A 21398-nucleotide genomic window follows, 5' to 3' on the forward strand; every position below is an offset into this window, starting at 1 on the left:
TACCATTTATCCTTGCACTCACAATTTTTTTAGTGCCTAAAAAAATCGCGAGCATCCATAAGTTCTTTTATTCATTATAGTATAACGCTTTCATCAATTGTTGCTTTTTAAAATTTAATTTTACTGGTTACGGCTAAAACTTCTTCCGGACTTTTAGCTTGGCAGATCGCATCCAAATCTTCTTTAGTTTTAAAAACACTCATCAATTGACGTAAAAGCGCCAATTGCTTCTTCGGATGTTCCATCGCTAACGGGAAGAAGATATTGCTTTGCAATTTAATCTCCGGACTTCCCATCATAGAAACTTCTATTGGTTCTTTCGTTACAACGACACCCATCCCCGGGCGCAAAACATGTTCCGGGTCCGTATGAGGAATCGCGATATTATGACCATCCGCTGCTAAACCAGTTGGAAAGACTTTTTCTCTGGCAATCACCGCATCCACATAAGATGGTTTTACGATCTGCGCTTTTTCAAATTCAGCACCGATCAATTGAATGACTTCTTCAAATGAATGAAGATCTTGATCAAGCAAGATACAATTTTTTTCAACAAGATTTTTCTCTTCCATCGCTACCCCTCACTTTATTGTTTGTTCGGCTGCAGAACAACCTTTATTTCATTGCCAGCCATCACCTGTTCGATGGCCTCTTCCCATTGCTCTAATGGATAGATCTTAGTGATCAAGCGTTCAGCATCGATCTGGCCTTTTTTCATCAGATCCAAAGTCAAATGCCAGGTAGAAGGCTTTTGCGACCTTGAACCAATGACGTTCATTTCTCTTTGCACAATCGAGTTCATGTCTAATTCATTCAGATTTTTTGCAAAGACACCCATCTGTACCAATGTGCCCTTTTGCTTCAAATAATCAAAAACACCTTTGATCGCTGGTGCTGCGCCGGAACACTCAAAACAATAATCCGCGCCTTTCCCATTAGTAAACTCTTTGATAATTCCGGCGGCATCTTCCTTCAGCGAATCAATTATTCGATCGGCTCCTAACTCGCGTGCTGTCTCCAATCGATCAGCATCTTGAGTAATTCCAATGACGATTACTTTTGCTCCGACACTTTTCAATACTTGACTTAAGCATAACCCAATCGGACCAGGTCCTACAATAACTGCCACGTCATTTTTTTCCACCTGAACTTTTTCCATACTAGCGTGAACACCGCAGGCAATCGGTTCCGTAATCGAAGCAGCTAATAAACTGATCTTATCATCCAGAACATGAACACTTTCTTCACGAGTTAATACATATTCAGCAAAGCTGCCATTCACTTGACTGCCTAAACCTTTACGATTCAAGCAAAGGTTGTATTCCTTATTTTGACAAGGTTCACATTCTCCGCAAGTCGCGAATGTCGTTTCACTGGTGACCAACGCCCCTTTTTGTACTTTCGTGACATTCTCTCCAATAGCCTCAACCACTCCAGAAAACTCATGACCCAGTACCAAAGGAGTCTTCAATCGGTCATATTCGCCTTTAAATCCGTGAATATCTGTTCCGCAGATCCCAGTATAAATTACTTTAATCAAAACCTCCTGATCTCTTGGAACAGGTTTTTCAATCTCTAACAATTTCATTTTGTTATAGCCAGGTTCTGTTTTGACTAACGCCTTCATGCAACCACCTTTTCTTTTGGAGCATCCTTTTTTTCGCCTTCCAAGAAGTTCCAAACAGCTTGTTTATTTTTCTTGAATAATACATACATCGCTAGGTAGAGAACAACCACGATTCCCATCAACAGATAATTGCCGGATAAGAACGCTAGGAAGATCAACGCCATTACTGGGTTGTATAGAATCCCGAAGCTCGTAATCATCATCGCACCTTCCGGAATATTCACCCCAACCTGAGCAGCAACTTCAGTAAAGTACGGAGCTGTTAAAGTACAAACATATAGGCCGATTGTGAACCAAATAACTCCCGAGATCACACCTTTAAAGATATTACCTTTTGAAATACAAATAATCATTTCGACCATATAAGGCAAAGCAATTAAATCAACTAGCGGCAATGTTTCGTTACCCGGTAAAATCATTGCCAATAGCACCATGATTGGAATCAAGATCAGACCTGTCATCAATGTAGCCGGCTCACCATAGCCAACCGCATCATTCACTGACAACATCCATTCACGATTCTTATCACTGCCTTTTGCCGTCTTTTTACTCGCATTTGTCAGACTAGTAAATGCCGAAGCAAAGATACTCGCAACCCGCGGGAAAATCGCCATAACAGCGGATACCGCAAGTCCCATTGTCAGCACACTGCCCCAGCCATCCAACGTATTTAATGTATTCAAGTTCCCCATGATCCCAATCAACAAACCAAGAAATAGTCCTAAAGTAATAGGTTCACCTAAGAATCCGAGTTTCTTTTTCAATGTTGCCGGATCCCAATTGATTTTTCCAGCACCTAACTTATCTAAGATCCAATTCATTACAATCGCATAAGGTACCGAGCAGACATGGTGTGGTGCCGTTAAGGTCGTCCCAGGTAGATTGTAATAATTCGCCCAGCGTTTTGCGATCACTTCTCCAAACAGCATGACATACAAGTTCTGAACAATCATGCACGCCATTGCTAAGGCCATATTACTGGTAATCAAGTAGATCATCGAACCCCAAACCATGAAAGAATAGTTATTCCACATATCACTTGGCATAAATACATCGGTCCATTTTAATAAGAATAATGCCACTTGCAAAGCCAAACCTACTACTAAAAAGATGACCCCTACTTGAGTAGAGTAGGCAATAACTGAAGTTGCTTGCCAACCTGTATCAAAAACTGGCAGCTTCACTCCTGTCTGCTCAACCATGTTATTGATAACTGGTGTAACGATTGGAACAAACGAATTGACGATCAAATTGAATCCAGTCAATCCGATCCCCGCATTCAAAGCAGACTGAAACGCCTTTTTCGGTTTGACCTTCAAAAACAAGGCCACGATGAACAACATCACTGGCACAACGACGGCGGCACCAAATGAACTCAAGATATTTTGTAACAACTCCACAATAATTCCTCCTTTTTCTCATGAACTTTATTTCACTATCAAGAACTTATGAAAAGTATCGCATGGGTTTTTGCTTATGTCAATACTTTTATTGAAAACGATTACACCTATAAAAATAGCCAAATTCAATTACAAAAGAAACACAACAGCCATAAAACATATTGACAATTGTTCTTTATGATGAAATAATGTAAAAAATGATATTGGAGGTAGAATTATGCTTGAACAACTAAAAGAGACTGTTTGCAAAGACAATAAAGCGCTTCCTAAAAATGGATTGGTTTTGTGGACGAGCGGAAATGTCAGTGCAAAAGATCCCGAAACAGAATATGTGGTCATCAAACCCAGCGGTATTCATTTTGATGACTTGACTCCGGACAATATGATCGTCGTAGATTTAGCTGGAAATATCATTGAAGGAGAGTTGACTCCTTCAGTCGATACGGAATCCCATCTATATGTATACAATCATTGTCCAGAAGTTCTAGGAATCACTCACACCCACTCTCCTTATGCCACCGCCTTTTCGATTGCCGGAGAACCGCTTCCTATATATACGACGACTTCTGCCGCCGTTTTCGGCAGAGAAATCCCGCTCTCAAAGGTGGCCGCCGTTGGAGAAAAAGCGATCGGGGCTGAGATCGTCCGTTGTTACAGAGAAACCAGCTGCCCAGCCATTTTATTGCGAAATCACGGCGTCTTCACTGTTGGAAAGTCTGCAACGAATTCGTTGAAAAATGCGGTCATTCTTGAAGAAACGGCTCAAAGTGTTTATTTTGCTAGAATGCTGAATGCTGGTATCCAACCGTTAGATACATCATACACAGATGAGGTATTTGATTTTTATCAAAATAATTATGGTCAAAAATAATTGCTAAATTTGAAAGGAGTTTTACCATGGCAAACAATTATACGATTGCTGACGTAGAAAAAGCTGCAAAAAATATCCGTAAACACGTACTAAAATTAACCCTTGAAAGAAATGGCTGCTACTTGTCTCAAGCCTGTTCTTCAGCGGAACTTTTCGCTACTCTTTACTTGCGTGTCCTAAACTTAAGTGAGAGTAAAGCCCCACGCCTACCTGAGAAATTTCCGGGAACCCCTTCGAAGGATAATATGGATTACATTCAAGGTGCGGAATATCATGGATCCTTAAAAGCCCCCTTCGATCGTTTCTTCATTTCTCCGGCACACTATGCAGCCCCTGTATATGCTGCCTTGATTGAAGCGGATCGCTTAGATGAAGAAGCTTTAAAAATGTTCAATCGTGATGGGTACTCCATGGAAATGATTGGCGCAAATCATACTCCCGGTTTTGAAAACGCTGCCGGAACACTTGACCAAGCAATTAGTGTCGCTGGCGGAACCGCCCATGCACGAAAACTTCGTGGCGAGGATGGCCGCGTATTCGTTATGATGTCTGATGGTGAAATGGAGGAAGGACAATTATGGGAAGCACTCCAAGCCGCCGCTTTCTACCAATTAGACAATTTGGTTTTACTTGTTGATATCAACGGACAACAAGTTGAAGGCGAAACCAAAAAGGTGATGAATATCGAACCATTAGCCGATCGCTTCACTGCATTTGGCGCAACAGTTGTCTCTGTGAACGGTCATGATATCCAAGCCATCGAAGAAGCAGCCAAACAAGGCGAAAAGAATAAGCCGTTAGTCATCCTTTGCTACACCGACCCAACACAAGGAATCCCTTATTTGAACGAAAGAAGACCAAACCTGCATTTTGTTCGTTTAAAGCAAGGCGAAGAATTCGATAAATATACTAAGTTCTACAACGAAATGTAAAAAAGATGCATGTACGTTAATTGTATGATTTTTTCTTTGAAACATTCATACCTAATTATGAGGAAGGAGTTTTATTATGAAAATTGAATCGGATGTTCATTCAAAAAATATGATCAAATTTGCACAGGAAAACGAAGATGTTTTGGTCTTATCCGCCGATCTAGGCACTTCTTGCGAGGTAAAAGAATTTCCCAAAGTCTTTCCCGAAAAATACTTATCCATGGGGATCGCTGAACAGAATATGCTAAGCTGGGCTGCCGGGCTGGCTCGCGAAGGCTTCCGTCCATTTCTGCACACTTTCGCGGTCTTCCTTTATCGCAGACCATTAGATCAATTAGAAATGTCGATCGCCTATCCTAACCTGCCTGTTTCGTTATTGGGCTTCGTACCTGGAATTACGACGCCCGGCGGTGTGACACACCAATCGATCGAAGATGTAGGAATCTTGCGAACGATTCCAAATATGACGATTTTCGATTGTGGCGACGCGACAGATGTTGAATCTGCTTTGAACATTTGTAAAGAAGTTAATGGACCAATTTACGTTAGAATGCTTCGCGGTCAAATGCCAAGACTCTTCTCCCCCGATAAACCGACAGAGTTTAACAAAGGACGCGTAATTTCTGAAGGCGACGATGTCGCTTTATTCTCCAGCAGTATTTGTACAGAAGAAGCGATGCGAGCAACACAATGGCTTGAAAAGCAAGGAATCTCTGTACAGCACGTTCATGTCACTACGTTAAAACCATTCACTGACCCTTTGATAGCTGAATCAATCGAAAAAGTGAAGCACGGAGTCGTTACCATGGAAAATCATGTGACCATCGGCGGCTTAGGGACTGCTGTGGGTGAAGTAATGCTAGAAAATCAACTGCATAAACAATTGATCAAGGTTGGGATCAATGACGAATGGACTCACGGTGCGTCAAAACCTTACCTATTGAAGAAATACGGTTTGGATGCAGCCTCTTTGATCAGAGCAGTCGAAAAAATCTTGGATAAAGATCTTGGTTTCAAAGAAGAAGAATTAGAAGAGATTCGTTTAGAAGATTACGATCGCGTATAACTCAAAAAGCGTTCCTGAGAAATAAAAATTCTCAGGAACGCTTTTTTTAAATAAGAAATTCGCTCTCTCCAGTTTCCAGATATTCTGCGATTGTTTTAGCCAGTAAAAAGGGCGAGTTCGGAATGGCATCTACAGTATCGCCGGCAAGATGAGACGTAATCACCAAATTATCTAACTTCAATAACGGATCATCTAACTGCATCGGTTCCTCCCACACAACATCAATTGCCGCTCCAGCAATCTTCCTTTTCCTTAACGCTTCAACAAACGCCGCTTTAGCAAGAATCCCTGGCCGAGCAGTGTTAATCAGATAGGCACTAGGCTTCATCAGCGCCAATAATTTCTCATCCACTAGATTTTCCGTCTCTGGCGTTACCCGCATATGCAGTGAAACAATATCCGCCTTCGCAAATAACTCATCTATAGAAACAAAAGTTAATTTAAGTCCTGATTTTATCACCTGCTTCTCATCAATAAATGGATCGTAAGCAATCACCTTTATCCCTAAATTATTAAGTCGCTGGGCAACCATCTTACCAATATGACCTAATCCAACTAACCCGACAGTCTGATCAGAAAGAGTGGTCCGATACGCATCATTCGGGAAATTTTTAGGCCACTCCCCCTGCATGACTGCCGCGTGAGAAAGGGCGATGTTTCTAGTGACCGTATAGATTAAACCGATAGTATAATCCGCAACCGGTTCGGCGTTCCGAATGACATGAATGACTGGAATTCCCTTTTTCTGTGCTGAGTTTATATCAATATGTTCGACCCCGCCGCGACAAGTACCAATCAGCTTTAAATTTTTCACGCTTTCCAGCATCTTACGCGAAATCGGCGCGAGATGCACAAACAAGTACTCTGCATCGCCTAATTCCTCCATGATCCCTTCAGGAATAGCTACTGCTTCAGGCCCATTTTGTTCAATCACTTTCAATTTTCGTTGAAATTCTTCTGGCGAGTCATCCGCATACCACTCCAATGAAATAATTTCTACGGGTTCTGGAATGCCCATCGATACGACAGATTCCCTTAAAGTATTGACTGAGACAAAAGCATCCCCAACCACAATTACCTTACTCATTTTTCCACTCCCTCACTATTTCTCAAATCAACTTATTGTCCATAACTTGGAAAACGTTTGTGCACCTTAGCCATATCCGCCTCAGCTAATATCACCGGATCGCCTAAAAGCGAAGCTCCCACGTGGAGTCCTGCCAAGCGTTCAATTTCACTCGCCACTGAAAAAGCCTCTTTTAATGTCGGTCCGCATGTCAGCAGCCCATGATTTGCTAGAAAGCAGGCATAGCGATCAATCATCGCTTCAAAGGCATACTCTGCCAACTCCTCTGTACCAAACGTTGCATATTTTGAGCAACGAACATCATTACCGCCTGCAATCGCTATCATATAATTGGTCGCTGGCAGATCTTTCCGACAGGTGGCAAGGATCGAACTAAATGTCGAATGGGCATGGACTACTGCACGAATCTCATTTCCGCGTTTTTGATAATTGATCAAATGCATTTGCCACTCACTGGATGGTTTACGCTTTCCTTCAATGATTTCCCCCGCAAGATTCAGTAATACGACATCCTCCTCAGTCATCTCAAAATAATCGATCCCACTCGGTGTAATTGCCATCAATTGCTTTTCCGGATCATAGATACTAATATTTCCTCCAGTTCCCGCCGTCAGCCCTGTCGAGATTAACTTCTTACCATACTCAACCAGCAACGCTTTTTCCTTATCCATCATTTCAAATAACCCCTTTCTGAAATTATGTTCTTTAATAAGAAATATTTCTCTACAAAAAAGACTATCATGCTTATGTATATTCGTCAATCGAGATCATAAGTTCTTAGTTCAGAAATTATTATCATTACATTGAATTTGATTTTAATTTATCTAAAATACTTATTTCGTCTAAAATTTCTATTCTCTGCTTTTCCCAATCGAATACTCCGTGGTATCATTTACTGAAAGTTGTTGTTCTGATAGGATCAAAAACAATCCAGACACAACTGGAAGATCTAATTACTTTTTTAAAATGAAGAATGAACTTAGGGAGATAAAATGAAGGGGTTAGTTTGTAAGTATTGCGGCGGGAATCATTTTACCAAAACCGCTGAAGGTTACGAGTGTGATTATTGCCATGCCGTATATGAAACGGATAGCGTTCCAGAAATAAAAGAGCCACGATCGACTAAAAAAAATGTGATCATTATTGCACTGGCTAGTATTTTTATACTTGTTTTTGCCAGTAGTTTTTTTATATTGCATTCAAACGAAAAGATAGCGACAAAAACAAGTCCATCCATCACTACTAAAGCGGGCAATTCAAACTCTGCTTATTCTGTCAGTCAATTAAAAAATCCAGAACGCAATGTACGAATTGCGGAACTCACTTTGAATCAAGAGGAGATCAAGCTGGCTAAGGTTTCCGCTAAAGAATATGGCGGCGAGGACCGCGAAGCGTTTGAGAGGCGGATTGCGAATGCGCAAAAAGAGCACGATTCGTTAAAAAAGAAGCGTCCAAAAACCACCCCAAAAGCGGATATGATCATCGAAAATCCGAATTCCGAATTTGCCGTAACAACCTATTATCGCGAGGCAGGATTCTTAGCGGCCTATGGCCCAGAATTTGATCAATACTCTAGTGCAGATATTTTACGGATTTGGGGACAGCCGGATGAGATCATTACTGATACTGAACAGATCGGAGAAAACCTCGCAATCAAATCAGAAGAAAAAGGCGATGCTGTTTCCTATGAAACGAAAGTTCTGAGGGAGCAATGGCAGCAAGGAAAAATGACTTGGAGAGAAGTTAGAGCTTTTATCGCGTTAAACATCGATAATAGATACGCTGCTTATACGAAGGAATTCGTTTACGAAAAACAGGGGAAACCAAATGTCTATTTTAAAGAAGATCGCGTTGGCTATGTAACGCCGATAGTGAAATACGTCTCCTTTACTCGATTGCCAGAAAAGTATCCGCGCGCCGGACTGGGCAAATTCCCAGACGACTTCCCCGAAAACTATGGATCGGATGGACTTTATCATGAAAAATAAAGAATGTATGAATTGCGGCAGCACTAAATTTCAGCAAGTCGAAAATGGCTGGAAATGCGATTATTGCGGCACACTTTATTTGAACCCGCAAAAAGAGACTCAAACAAATAAGAGCAGTGGTCAACCTGCGCCGTCAAAGAAAAGAAAGCGGGTCATGATTAGTTTAGTTATCGCAATTCTTTTTATTATAGGGCCATTAAGCTACCTGTCGTTCAAAAGTAACAATGCGAATACGACTTCTTATGAACCAATCAAACCGGGGACAAATAATTCAGCAACAAAAGATTATCCAGGTGAATGGACCCAAGAAATCTATGACAGTATAAAAGTTGCAACGGAAAAGTATGATGCCGATAGTGAAAAATACTCTTTTGAGGGTGGATCAAGTTACGAAGAATTGGAAAAATTAGTGGGTAAACCCGATACGGTTACCAGCTGGGAAAAAGAAAACTATGGTATGCCGCCAAGGTCCATGGCCACTTGGAATAAGAACAAAGACGGGGATTATGCCGGAAATTCGATCAGCATCACTTATGAAAAGAAAACGATGATGATCACTGATAAAAACCATTAATGATCATTGGCTGATATATAAAATCCAATTTTCGCAAATAAACCGCAAAAAAATGGACCAAGCCTCCTTTATCGGGGCTTGGTCCATTTCATTTACTCTATTCTTCAAATTGCGAGTTATATAAGGAAGCATAAAGACCATTTTGAGCCAGTAATTCTTCGTGGCTGCCTTGTTCTTTGATGTCTCCGCCTTGCATATAAAGAATCTTATCTGCGTCTTTGATCGTTGACAGACGGTGAGCGATAACGAATGAGGTACGGCCTTTCATCAGGTTGTTCATAGCTTCTTGAATCAACCCTTCTGTCCGTGTATCCACAGATGAAGTCGCTTCATCCAAAATCAAGATCGGTTTATCCGCTAAAATCGCACGAGCGATCGTCAGCAATTGTTTTTGACCTTGAGAGATATTGGATGATTCTTCGTTCAATTCCATATCGTAACCACCAGGCAATGTCTTGATAAAGTGATCCACGTGTGCGGCTTTCGCTGCAGCGTATACTTCTTCATCCGTAGCATCCAAACGGCCATAGCGTAGGTTATCCATAATCGTACCTTTGAACAGCCAAGTGTCTTGCAAGACCATCCCGATATTTTTACGTAGATCGGCACGGTTGAAATCCTTAATGTTATGACCGTCAATTTTGATTGCACCAGAATTAACATCATAGAAACGCATCAACAATTTCACCATTGTCGTTTTACCTGCACCAGTTGGTCCAACAATCGCAACTGTCTGACCAGGATCAACATGAGAAGTAAAATCTTGGATGACAATCTTATCTGGTGTATAGCCGAATTGAACATGGTCGAAATCAACCATACCTTTAGCTTTATCGATTTGGACAGGATTTTCAGCTAATTGATCTTCTTCGTCTTCAGCTAAGAATTCAAAGACCCGTTCAGCTGCTGCCGCCATTGATTGCAGCATATTTGATACTTGCGCAAGCTGCGCAATTGGTTGTGTCAAGTTACGAACATATTGGATGAAGGCTTGGATATCCCCAACAGTAATCGTGCCATTGTAGGCCATGATCCCACCAAAAATCGCAACGCCGACATACCCTAAGTTTCCGACAAAGTTCATAATTGGCTGCATCAAGCCTGAAAGGAACTGTGATTTCCAAGCAGATTTGAATAATACATCGTTTTGTTCTTTAAATTCTTTCAACGAGTTCTCTTCGTCATTGAACAAACGGACGATAGTATAACCGCCGATTGTTTCTTCGACTTTCCCGTTGATTACACCAAGATATTCTTGTTGTGTCTTGAAGTATTTTTGCGAATTTTTCACAACGATCATAATCAATAAGAATGAGATTGGTACGATCAAGATCGCGATACCAGTCATCTTCACTGAGATCGACAGCATCATCACGATAACTCCGATGATGGTGAATGTCGACGTGATTAATTGTGTCAAACTTTGGTTCAGTGATTGTCCTAACGTATCCACATCGTTAGTGATACGTGATAGAACTTCCCCTGTTGTACGGCTCTCAAAATAATTCATTGGCATGCGATCGATTTTTTCAGAGATCTCTTTACGCATCCGATAAGTGATCTTTTGCGAGATCGTCGACATGATCCAACCTTGAATGATCCCAAATAAGGAAGCAACCACATACAGTCCTAACATGAAGAGCAGGATGCCGCCGATTTTATCAAAATCGATCCCGCCGGTTCCTTGATACTTTTTGATTAATCCATTAAATAATTCGGTAATCGCCTTTGATAAGATCTTTGGTCCCCAAATATTGAAGATCGTTGAAGCAATCGCAAAGACCATTACAAAGAATACCGCGATTTTGTAGGCACCTAGATACGAAACTAATTTTTTAAGTGTTCCTTTGAAATCCTTAGCTTTTTCTACTGGTGCGCCCACTCGTCCAGGTCCGCCACCACGAGGGCGATTTTGTTTTTGTTCTTCTGCCATTCTTTTCGCTCCTCCTAATCCGCTTCTTCTATGCCTAATTCAGCATTGCTTAATTGTGACTGGGCAATTTCTTGATAGACAGTTGATGATTCCATCAAATCTTCGTGACGACCTTGCGCTACGACGCGTCCTTCATCTAAGACGATAATGTTATCCGCATGCAGGATCGTAGAGATTTTTTGTGCCACGATGATTTGCGTTACGTCTTTGACATTTTCTGCCAAAGCTTTTCGCAATGTAACATCCGTCTTGTTATCAAGCGCAGAGAAGGAATCATCGAAGATTAAAATCTTAGGATCTTTCGCTAATGCACGAGCGATGGACAGACGTTGTTTTTGCCCGCCGGAAACATTCGTTCCGCCTTGAGAAATCTCACGGTCAAATCCTTTGTCATTGGCATTGATAAATTCTTCCGCTTGCGCGATTTCAGCGGCTTTTTTCATTTGTTCATCAGAGATGCTGGCATCGCCAAATTTAATATTCGAGGCGATATCTCCTGAAAATAGTACCCCTTTTTGTGGTACGAATCCCATAATTTCGTGTAATTTATGCAGGCTCATTTCACGAATATCGACGCCATCAATCGTGATACGTCCACCAGTCACATCAAAGAGACGAGGAATCAAATTCACGATCGTTGACTTCCCTGAACCCGTCGAACCGATTAACGCCGTCGTCTGACCTGGCTTAGCCGTGAAATTGATATGATGCAGCACATCCGCATCAGCGTCTCCATAACGGAATTGCACACCTTCAAATTTCACTATACCCTTGAAGTCATGGTCATCTTTTGGTTGTTCCGGATCTTTAATCGTTGGTTCGGTACTAAGCACTTCATCCACACGACCAGCAGCCACATTTGATCGAGGTAAAATAATCGATACCATCGACAACATCATGAAGGCCATAACGATCTGCATCGTGTACGTGATGAACGCCATCATATCACCGACTTGCAATTGGCCGTTGTTCATATTGTGTCCGCCGACCCACACGATCAAGACTGAAATACCGTTCATCAAAAGCATCATGATCGGCATCATCAATGACATCGCACGGTTAACAAACATTTGTGTCTTCATTAAATTCGTATTGGCTACATCGAAACGTTCTTCTTCGTATTTTTCACGAGAAAACGCACGGATAACGGGTAGTCCTGTAACAATTTCACGAGAAACTAAGTTCACCCGATCGACTAAGTTTTGCAGAGCTTTAAATTTAGGCATTGTCGTTAGTAATAACGTTAAGACTAGAACTAAAACGGCTGCTACCGCCACACCGACGATCCAACCCATACCGGTTCCTGTCTTGTAGACCCGATAAACCCCGCCGATACCTAAGATCGGAGCGTACAGAACCATTCGCATGATCATAACGATCCCCATTTGGATCTGTTGAATATCATTTGTATTCCGTGTAATTAACGAAGCCGGAGAGAATTTTTCCATTTCATTATTTGAAAAGGCTAATGTCCGTTCGTATTGTCCTACACGAAGGTTTTTACCAACGGTCGCTGCCACTAATGAAGCAATCAAACCAACGATGATCGCTGCCACTGCTGATAAAAGTGTCAACCCGATCATTTTAGTTCCCGTCTTGATCATATAATCCGTTTGAATTTGCTTCGTATTCACATTCAAGGCTTTGTATTCCGCCAGAGTCAATTGAATTCCTACAGTCTTCAATGAATCTGAGCCTAAGTCGCCTAAGCTTTCTTTCGTTGCTTTACGAGCGGCTTCAACTTTGGCTGGGATCGCATCGTTCTTCGCTTTGATCGACTCACCCAGTTTTTGAGCTTCCGCACCTTTTGCTTGGGCTTGAGCAGCTAGTTCTTGTGCTTCTGCGCCTTTAGCCGCTGCAGTCGCACCATCCGTTGCAGTTGCGGCTTCTTGTCCTGCCGCCTGGGCTTGTTCACCTAGCGCCTTCGCTTCTTTTCCTAAGGCTTGTGCCTGAGCAGCTTCTTTGGAAATCGCTGTGTAATCATTGATCACTTCTTTCGCTTCTTTTGAATTGCTTGAGTCCTTTGAGCGAGTGGAAGCAATCATCATCATTGGCAGATTAAAGATTTTTGCTAATTTCTCTTTTGTCATGCCTTTTTGAAGGTCTAATTTATAAATATCAACTTTTTTACCATCAACGGTTTGAGTTGCTTCTTTATAATTATCTTTGATTGTCTGCTTCTCTTTATCGGTCATGAAAATCTCAATCCCTTGAAGCGTTGATTTTCTAATTTTGTCCGGAGTCGACTGTTCAAGTCCTCCTTGTTGGATACCAACATCGACGATATCCGATGTTAAACTTGGCAAGCTCAGGTCGCTAGACGCTTGCACGATTAGAAGTAAAAATACGGCGAGAATCGCATACCAGTATTTACCAAGATATTTAAAAATCTTCACTATTGATCACTTTCCCCTTCCATAGATAATTTTTTAGAGTAGTCGACAAACTTAACAGTTAATTCGAGGTATTTTTTGGTGTCATCTTCACCCATAAGTTCAAACACTCGAATGATTTTATTGCGCATCTCTTGCTTCTCAGCTTTCGCTGCTTTTCTTCCGCTGTCGGTTAAACTAACATTAATTCGTCGACGATCATCGGGATCCATCGTTCGACTAATTAGTCCGCGTTTTTCTAAGTTTCCCAACACAGCTGCGATCCGAGCGGTGGATAAATTCAACGTCTCAGCCAACTGTTTTGGATTGGTCGGCTCACCTAATCGATCAAGCACCTTAATGACGATATTAGCACCTTTGCTGCTCTTTTCGATCTTACTGAACGCACCGTGGCGGTTTTGAACCAGCAGCTGCATAAGCTCGCGTTCTGCTTCTTCTGCGAATGTCATAAGACTTCTCCTTTTCTTAAAAATAATTTCTCTCTCATTAATACCTAATAGTGTTAGTAATTAATGCTGTTTGATATTACCTCTAATAAAAAGGAAAATCAACCCTTTTTACTCAAAAAAAGGATGAATACGTTTTAAATTATGATACTTTGACTTTTTTTTAAAAAGTAGCGGATCAAACTAAAAAAAAGAATGTGCCAAAATAACAGGCACATTCTCTAATCCAAAGAAATACTTGTTGCTATTTCTTCAAATGATAATTGTAAGTACTAATAATGATATCGTCACGATACGACAAACGGAAACGTAAGCGTAAAGCTGTTTGGTTATGCAAGGAACGTTTCCACGTTCTGTTTGGTACAAACTCTGGAATCAAAACAGTCGTCGTGTAATTATGTTGTTTCGCATTTTTACTGATGCGGTCTACATAACGGCTGACTGGATTTACGATCGAACGATACGGCGAACGAACGACTGAAAAACGTACGTCTGGGAATTTCTCCCGGAACTCATGACGAATCTCCCGTTCTTTTTCTTCGTTTTCTTCTAAAGAAACATGCATCGCGATCACATAGTCCCCGATTGAACGTGCATAGTTAATCGCACCAATATTTACTTGGGTCACATTACCAACTAAAACGATAACTGTGTTTCCGTCATAATCATGTAACTCTACATCATCTACCAAGCGCAGTTGTTCCGCAACATTCTTATAGTGTTCATGAACCTTGTAGAACGCATAAATCAAAATCGGCATAATGATGAAGAACGGCCAAATATCCGGCAATCGGTAAACAAATAGAATCACGACAATGGCAAACGAGATCAACGCGCCAATGATATTCGCAATAGATTTTCTGATCCAATGATGCCCTTCTTTGCGCCATTTCAAAACCATCCCAGTTTGCGACAAAGTAAATGGAATGAACACCCCCACTGAGTACAATGGAATCAAACGTTCAGTGGAACCTTGGAAGATCAAAAGTAATACGATCGAACCTAACGCCAATGTGATGATCCCGTTAGAGTAACCTAACCGATCTCCACGATCTTGGTAACGGTGCGGCAAAAATTTATCTTTTGCCAAATTGTAGGCCAACACTGGAAAGGCAGAAAACCCAGTATTTGCGGCTACCGCTAAAATCAACGCCGTCACGAATTGCAATACATAGTACATAATCCCTTTACCAAAGACGGCTTCCCCAACTTGTGATAAGACCGTTACTTCAGTCGTTGGTACAATTCCCAGCCAAAAGTTTAAAAATGTAATTCCTGTGAAGAAGAAGCCTAAAATCAACCCCATCATGGCTAAGGTGCCTGCTGCATTTTTTGCCCGCGGTTTCTTAAAGAAGGGAACCGCATTACTAATAGCTTCTACACCTGTTAATGAAGATGAGCCAGAAGAAAAGGCCCGTAATAGAAGCGCCATAGTGACGCCGGGTACTACTGTTCCAACTTGAGCTGTGGAATGCAGTGGTTCCATCCCCGTCACTATTTTCACGAGACCAACAACGATCAAAATGGTAATCACAGCAATAAAGCTGTAGACCGGAACCATCAGAAGTCCCGCACTCTCCCGCAAACCGCGTAAATTCATCAACATCAATAATAGAACAATAATAACGGAAATCAGGACGCGATGATTATACAAGGCCGGGATCGCAGAAGCAATCGCTTCAGCACCAGCGGATACAGATACCGCCACAGTCAGCATGTAATCGACCAGAAGCGAGCCGCCGGCAATCAAACCAGCATTTTTGCCTAGATTCTCACTACTAACGACATAGGCGCCGCCGCCATGAGGATAGGCATGAATAATTTGACGATAAGACAGAATCAATGATGCTAATAAAACTAAAACGACTATCGCAATCGGTAATGAATACCAAATCGCCGCAGCTGATAAGGTGACTAGAACGACAACGATCTGTTCTGTCCCATAAGCCACAGAAGATAACGCATCTGAGGAAAGCAGCGCCAGAGCCGCGAAACGCGACAAGTTTTGATCGTCATTTTCAGACGACTTTAAAGGCCGGCCAACCAGCAAGCGTTTAAGATAATTCACTAGACTCACTCCTTTAAATAAAATGCAAACAAGCGAAATATTACTCGCACTCAAACCAAATGTCAATGTTTTTTTCAACGACTTTTCATAACCTAAGTAAAACATGAAAACAGGCAAAACAACAGTAATACGCTGTTGCCTTGCCTGTCTTATTTTATCAGCTGAATGCTGTTCAATTCCCTATTTAACTAACCCGCTAAAACAGAGAAAGTAAACAACTTTTACGCAATGCCTAAGCTCATTTTATGAAAATAAAATTTCTTAAAACGAGTTAGTCAAAGCCATCAGTGCTCAACTATTCAAAATTAATGGAAAATCTTGCTTTCGTGAGCGACTTTTGTCAGTTTCGTCAAATGTGGTTGCAGCACAGGATAAGCCCATGTCCCTAAAATACCAAATACGATGAAAAGAACAATCATGATAATGATATCTTGAGTCGCATTTGGCCAATAGATCCCCCCCGCGCTCTCACGTAATAGATTAACTGCGTGAGTAAACGGCAGCCAAGGATTGACCGCTTGGAAGAACTTGCCTGAAACTTGGATCGGATAATTCCCGCCCCCGCCTGATATCGAAAGTACGAGAATGATAATCGCGATTCCTTTTCCGACCGTTCCAAAGAGCGCGACGAGCACGTAAACGATCATCATGAAGGCCAGAGCAACCAAGACTGCAAAGAGCACACTGTATACCGGATTCTTCACATAGACACCTAATAAGAACATATTTCCTAGCGTTACGATCAAGGCCTGACCGACACTCACTACCAAATAGGTCAACATTCGGGCACCGAATTGTTCACGCTTCGTGTATTTGCCACGATCCTTTTTATCAAGGGCGAACTCGGTTGTTGTGACACTTGAGAATAATACCGCACCAACCCAGAGACACAACGCTGTGTAGAATGGTGTACTAGCCGAACCGTTATTCGCGATCGGATACATCGTATTGGTCTGTAGATCCACCGGATTCGTAAAGAAATCACTTTCCTTCTGCGCATCCAATTTCAGCAGCTTCAAGACCTGACCGAAATCAATCGTTTCTTCACCCTTGCCGATAGCATTCGCGGCTTTTTGGATCCCGCTGCGTAATGATGGCCAGTCGTTTTTAATCAAGTCAGTTGCCAGATTTAAGGCACTCTCAACTTCCGGCATTTTATCATTAACTACTTTTAGACCGCCAGTTAAATCCTTTTTAACACCCGGCCAGTCATTTTGCATAAAGTTAGCAGCCAGAGTCAATTTTTGTTCAACAACGGGCAATTCATTGTTATAAAGATCCACACCCGTGTTGATACCATTGACGATCTCATTCATGTGGCCATTTAATAAAACATTGGCGTCATGAACTTCTTGTCTGATCGCCGGCATTTGTTTTTGATATTTCTCCAAGAAGGTAATCGCATTGCTGACGGTTCCTTCTGTCGAATTCAATAATGAAGCAAAATCGATTTGCTGCGCTTGATTCAAGACCCCTTGGGCAGTCGTAATCGTATTGATTAATTTATCAAGGATCGTACTGACCGTTTGGCCGATTTGTTTAGCATTGATGCCATTGACAAAATTAGCTATATTTCCCGCGGCAGCGTTAATTTCATTCAAGTAGGCTTTTGCTTCCGCAGTATTCCCGCTTTGAACTAAATCATTTAGATGTCCAAAACGATTACTTAGATCACCTAAAGAATTTTTCAGATCTCCCAATTGACCAATGATCGTACTTAAGTTTTGACTTGCCTCCGTGTTGCCATTATCGTCAGCTGTTTTCTTTAAATCAGTCAAAAATTGATTAAGTTTATCGATGGCTGTTTGTTGATCTGCTAAATTACTTTGGAAATCACTGATGATTGAAGCGATATGTGCCTTTTCATCTGGTGTTAGTTCTTCCTTATCTAATAAAGCAGATAGATCTCCAGTAATCGACTGTGTGGTTGAGGCCACTTGACCGATCGATTCCAGCGTCACCTGAACACTGCTTGAAATACTTGGTACGGCAGTCTTCAACTTTTCAGCGCCGTCCTTCGTAGTGTTCGCCAGATCGTCCGCTTGATTTCCTAGCTTTTGAATATCTGGCAGAATCGTTTGGACTTGACGGATAATGTTCAACCCTTGTTTGGCTTCATTGATTCCGTCGTTCATCGTTTTTTCGATCTCCGAAAAATCATTATCTACTTGTGCAAGCTGATTGCCGGCCTGCTGAATCTCAGGGATTTTTTGTTGCAAGGTCAAAATGACACTAGCCTGTCTTTTGATCTCAGGCATCTTTTGATTCAAGGTAATCAATTTTTGACCCATTTCATCAACTTGCGGCAAATAAGTTTGTATCTCATTGGCCTTTGCCAATTTTTCTTTCAGCTCAGGCAATTTACCTTGAACTTGTACGACTTCTTGCGTGTATTTATCAATCTCGCCTAAATTATCATTGGTCGTCAAAATCAAGTTTTTGACTTTGTTAATGCTAAGCAAGTTGGCATCAATATCGTAGCCGATCTCGTTAAAGACCTTCAACAGCGTCGAGCTTGCCGTCTTGATAAATTCTTGACTGATCTCTTGCTGGATCGAGCCAGCCCCCTTATCGGTAATTTTAGGCGCAATGGCATTGATTTTTTGGTTCAAGTAATACTCGATCTTCGGCTTTTGAATCTCCCCGGAAGTAAAACTCAATAAGTCCTTAGAGAATTCTTTTGGTAAATAGATACCCGCGTAATATTTCCCCGACTTCACACCTTCAACAACTTGTTCCTTTGAGTCGACAAACCGCCAGCCCAACTGTTTATTCTCGTGAAGATTCTTAACGACTTCCTTACCGATCTCAACGTCTTTATCTTGAAACTTCGCTCCGGCATCAGCACTGTAGACCGCAATCGGCAACTCACCAGTGTTTGAATAAGGGTCCCATAATGCTTTGATGTTGAACCATGCATAAAGGGATGGAATGATGACCAATGCAGCCATCAGAAAAATGGCGATCGGATTTTTAAAAACTCGTCGCCAATCTAATTTGAAAAGACTCCATGTATGTTTAAGAGATTGAAAAACTTTCATTGATTTCACCTACTATTTTTTCTCGCTGAACTACTGTAGCACGGAATTTCGGCTAATTTCAATTCTAGTGGGCGTCTGAAATCACCTTTTTTGACATTCCTAACGATTTGTCACAATTGTATCCCTTTTCACCCATGAAATACTAAAGAAATGCTTAAAGACTAAGGTTCTTTATCTTTATAAACCGATCTAAGAGTTGGTCCGTCAGCTCCTCGATTTGATCTAAATCACCTTTTTCTTCTGATAAATTTAAGATGGGGGTTACTTCCAAGTCTCGTAAACGAATCGGCTGGACTCGATTACCTTCTTGCCGCAGCGTTACCTCTGGATGAGGTATTTTATCGCCGCATGGTCCTGCCGCTAGATAGGCCATTTGATACCCATCCTCACTTGGCCGCACGCGATAATAGCCGTCAGCTAAATCTTCTGTTCCTTCGTAGTTTGCTTTTACTAATAACCATTTTTGTTGGTCCATGTTATTCCGCCTTTTTAATGATGATTTTTCCGGCTAACGGGTGCCCCTCCAATGTCTCGTGACCCGCAACCACACTCTCTAAAGTAAATGGCAGCACTTCGGCAACGGTTAACTGAATTTTGTCTGCTAAATCTGTCAACGCCGTCAATGCTTCAACATCGGAATAATCTTTTGAAGGACCGAAAGATAAATAATTTCCCGTTTTCTTTTGTTCACTAGGCAAATCATTCAATGCGACGAAATTTCCACCAGTTTTCATAATCTGCATACCGGCTTCACCAGCACGTCCGCCTTTTGTCGCGTCGATCACGGTATCCGCTTGATCAGCAAAGATCGCTCCCGTGTCTTCTTCATCGTAAGCAGCGAATTGATCCGCTCCGATTTGACGAACCAACGCTTCGTTCCGTTTAGATGCCGAAGCCAAAACCGTTTTTCCTTGAACCTTTAAGAATTGAACTAGCAGCGAGCCGACAGCTCCCGAAGCACCTTGGATCATAACCGTCTCACCGATCTTATCTCCTACTAAATGAGTCACTAGATTGTAAGTTGTCAACCAAGGGGTCACTGCTCCAGCCGCTACTTCCCATGACATTGATTTTGGTTTCTTCACGAGTTTCTTTCCAGGGACAACTACTTCTTCGCCGTACGTTCCGCCTACTGCGTGAACGATTACTTCATCGCCAACTTTTACATGCGTCACATCACTGCCGACTTCCGTCACAACGCCTGCACCATCATTTCCTAATACATAAGGAAACTTTAGCGTACGAAAATCACGCATCGCTCCTTGGCGTAAGGCAACATCGTAAGGATTAATTGCAAAGGCCGCTAACGCTACTCGAACATGGGTATCATCGACTGGACGAGGTTCCGCCTCAATTTCGATCAACACATCTTTCGCTGTTCCATAATCTTTTATCGCAAAACGTTTCATCCTCATACATCCTCTCTAATGGCTATCATTGGTTGGAAACGAATTCCAGAGACTGTTTCTTCTTGGCCTTGAAGTCGGAAGCCTAACTTTTCATAAGCAGGTACAGCGTACGGAGAAGAATTGACAGTCAGCTTTTTCGGTTTCAGTTCTAAAAGCATTGTCTGATACATCTGCTTCGCGATTCCTTGTCGATGATAAGCTTCGTCTACAAAAAGCAGTGCAATGTGTTCAGGCAAGCGGACGGCTAATACGCCTACAATCTTTTGATTAACTTTTCCGCACCAAAGCTGCACTTGATTTGCACGAACTTCTTTTTCAAGCTCTTCATCCAAATAGGTCATAAAATGCGTAATGCCGTCCTCAGAATAATCCGGTGCCTCAAAAGTCGTGAACACTTTTTTGATCAATTCCTTAACATCAGATAATTCTGACAACACCAATCGTGAAATTTCACTCTCCATAGCCTCGCTTCCTCTCCGAACCTTTCTTTCATTGTAGCGATTATCCGTCACTTGTTCCAACAAAAAGGCATGTCTCACATAAGCAAGACACGCCTTTTCCAT

General features: G+C 41.8%; 18 protein-coding genes. 5 read left to right on the plus strand and 13 right to left on the minus strand.

Annotated elements, in window-relative coordinates:
• Positions 1-107: 107 nt before the first annotated feature.
• From I585_RS08225 to I585_RS08235, 3 genes are read right to left on the minus strand one after another with little or no spacing between them, the layout of a single operon-like run.
• Entirely contained in the window at positions 108-572 is a 465-nt protein-coding gene (locus I585_RS08225; protein WP_010742839.1) for a PTS sugar transporter subunit IIA, read from the minus strand.
• Positions 573-586: 14 nt separating this feature from the next.
• A complete protein-coding gene (locus tag I585_RS08230) occupies positions 587-1627 on the minus strand; it encodes a zinc-dependent alcohol dehydrogenase (protein WP_010742838.1) in 1041 nt (346 codons plus the stop codon).
• Positions 1624-3027, minus strand: a complete 1404-nt coding sequence (locus tag I585_RS08235) for a PTS galactitol transporter subunit IIC (RefSeq protein ID WP_010742837.1) — start codon at positions 3025-3027, stop codon at positions 1624-1626. The genes I585_RS08230 and I585_RS08235 overlap by 4 nt, the downstream gene beginning before the upstream one ends.
• Before the next feature lie 217 nt (positions 3028-3244).
• Here I585_RS08235 and I585_RS08240 point away from each other — a divergent pair, with 217 nt between their 5' ends.
• The 3 genes from I585_RS08240 to I585_RS08250 all read left to right on the plus strand — a co-directional run bounded on the left by I585_RS08240 (position 3245) and on the right by I585_RS08250 (position 5896).
• A complete protein-coding gene (locus I585_RS08240; RefSeq protein ID WP_010742836.1) occupies positions 3245-3898 on the plus strand; it encodes an L-ribulose-5-phosphate 4-epimerase in 654 nt (217 codons plus the stop codon).
• A gap of 26 nt (positions 3899-3924) precedes the next feature.
• Positions 3925-4830 carry a transketolase gene (locus tag I585_RS08245; RefSeq protein ID WP_010742835.1) on the plus strand — a complete coding sequence of 302 codons (906 nt, stop codon included), beginning with the start codon at positions 3925-3927 and terminating at the stop codon, positions 4828-4830.
• Positions 4831-4906: 76 nt separating this feature from the next.
• Positions 4907-5896, plus strand: coding sequence for a transketolase family protein (locus I585_RS08250; RefSeq protein ID WP_010742834.1), 990 nt, complete (start codon positions 4907-4909; stop codon positions 5894-5896).
• 46 nt (positions 5897-5942) lie between these two features.
• Here I585_RS08250 and I585_RS08255 read toward each other — a convergent pair whose 3' ends face one another.
• Entirely contained in the window at positions 5943-6983 is a 1041-nt protein-coding gene (locus tag I585_RS08255) for a 2-hydroxyacid dehydrogenase (RefSeq protein ID WP_010742833.1), read from the minus strand.
• Between the two features lie 32 nt (positions 6984-7015).
• On the minus strand, positions 7016-7657 hold the full coding sequence (locus I585_RS08260; protein ID WP_010742832.1) for an L-fuculose-phosphate aldolase: 642 nt from the start codon (positions 7655-7657) through the stop codon (positions 7016-7018).
• 318 nt (positions 7658-7975) lie between these two features.
• Here I585_RS08260 and I585_RS08265 point away from each other — a divergent pair, with 318 nt between their 5' ends.
• Positions 7976-8971 carry a DUF4947 domain-containing protein gene (locus tag I585_RS08265; protein WP_010742831.1) on the plus strand — a complete coding sequence of 332 codons (996 nt, stop codon included), beginning with the start codon at positions 7976-7978 and terminating at the stop codon, positions 8969-8971.
• The gene (locus I585_RS08270) at positions 8961-9545 is read left to right on the plus strand and encodes a hypothetical protein (RefSeq protein ID WP_010742830.1); all 585 of its coding nucleotides are present in this window, start codon (positions 8961-8963) and stop codon (positions 9543-9545) included. Before I585_RS08265 ends, I585_RS08270 begins: the two co-directional genes overlap by 11 nt.
• Positions 9546-9642: 97 nt before the next feature.
• On the opposite strand, the gene I585_RS08275 is transcribed toward I585_RS08270, so the two are convergent.
• The 8 genes from I585_RS08275 to I585_RS08310 all read right to left on the minus strand — a co-directional run bounded on the left by I585_RS08275 (position 9643) and on the right by I585_RS08310 (position 21398).
• Positions 9643-11478 (minus strand): ABC transporter ATP-binding protein, encoded by a 1836-nt coding sequence (locus tag I585_RS08275; RefSeq protein WP_010742829.1) that lies wholly within the window; start codon positions 11476-11478, stop codon positions 9643-9645.
• 14 nt (positions 11479-11492) lie between these two features.
• Positions 11493-13874 (minus strand): ABC transporter ATP-binding protein, encoded by a 2382-nt coding sequence (locus I585_RS08280; RefSeq protein WP_010742828.1) that lies wholly within the window; start codon positions 13872-13874, stop codon positions 11493-11495.
• Positions 13874-14320 (minus strand): MarR family winged helix-turn-helix transcriptional regulator, encoded by a 447-nt coding sequence (locus I585_RS08285; RefSeq protein ID WP_010742827.1) that lies wholly within the window; start codon positions 14318-14320, stop codon positions 13874-13876. The genes I585_RS08280 and I585_RS08285 overlap by 1 nt, the downstream gene beginning before the upstream one ends.
• Positions 14321-14561: 241 nt before the next feature.
• The gene (locus I585_RS08290; RefSeq protein ID WP_010742826.1) at positions 14562-16385 is read right to left on the minus strand and encodes an APC family permease; all 1824 of its coding nucleotides are present in this window, start codon (positions 16383-16385) and stop codon (positions 14562-14564) included.
• A 305-nt stretch (positions 16386-16690) separates the two neighbouring features.
• Positions 16691-19426: a YhgE/Pip domain-containing protein gene (locus I585_RS08295; RefSeq protein WP_010742825.1), complete on the minus strand. Its 2736-nt coding sequence runs from the start codon at positions 19424-19426 to the stop codon at positions 16691-16693.
• A gap of 154 nt (positions 19427-19580) precedes the next feature.
• Positions 19581-19901 (minus strand): hypothetical protein, encoded by a 321-nt coding sequence (locus tag I585_RS08300; protein WP_010742824.1) that lies wholly within the window; start codon positions 19899-19901, stop codon positions 19581-19583.
• 1 nt (position 19902) lies between these two features.
• Complete coding sequence (locus I585_RS08305; RefSeq protein WP_010742823.1) at positions 19903-20835, minus strand: NADP-dependent oxidoreductase; 933 nt, start codon at positions 20833-20835, stop codon at positions 19903-19905.
• 2 nt (positions 20836-20837) lie between these two features.
• Positions 20838-21398: a GNAT family N-acetyltransferase gene (locus tag I585_RS08310; protein WP_010742822.1), complete on the minus strand. Its 561-nt coding sequence runs from the start codon at positions 21396-21398 to the stop codon at positions 20838-20840.

The sequence above is a fragment of the Enterococcus malodoratus ATCC 43197 genome (assembly GCF_000407185.1).
GTDB lineage: Bacteria > Bacillota > Bacilli > Lactobacillales > Enterococcaceae > Enterococcus_A > Enterococcus_A malodoratus.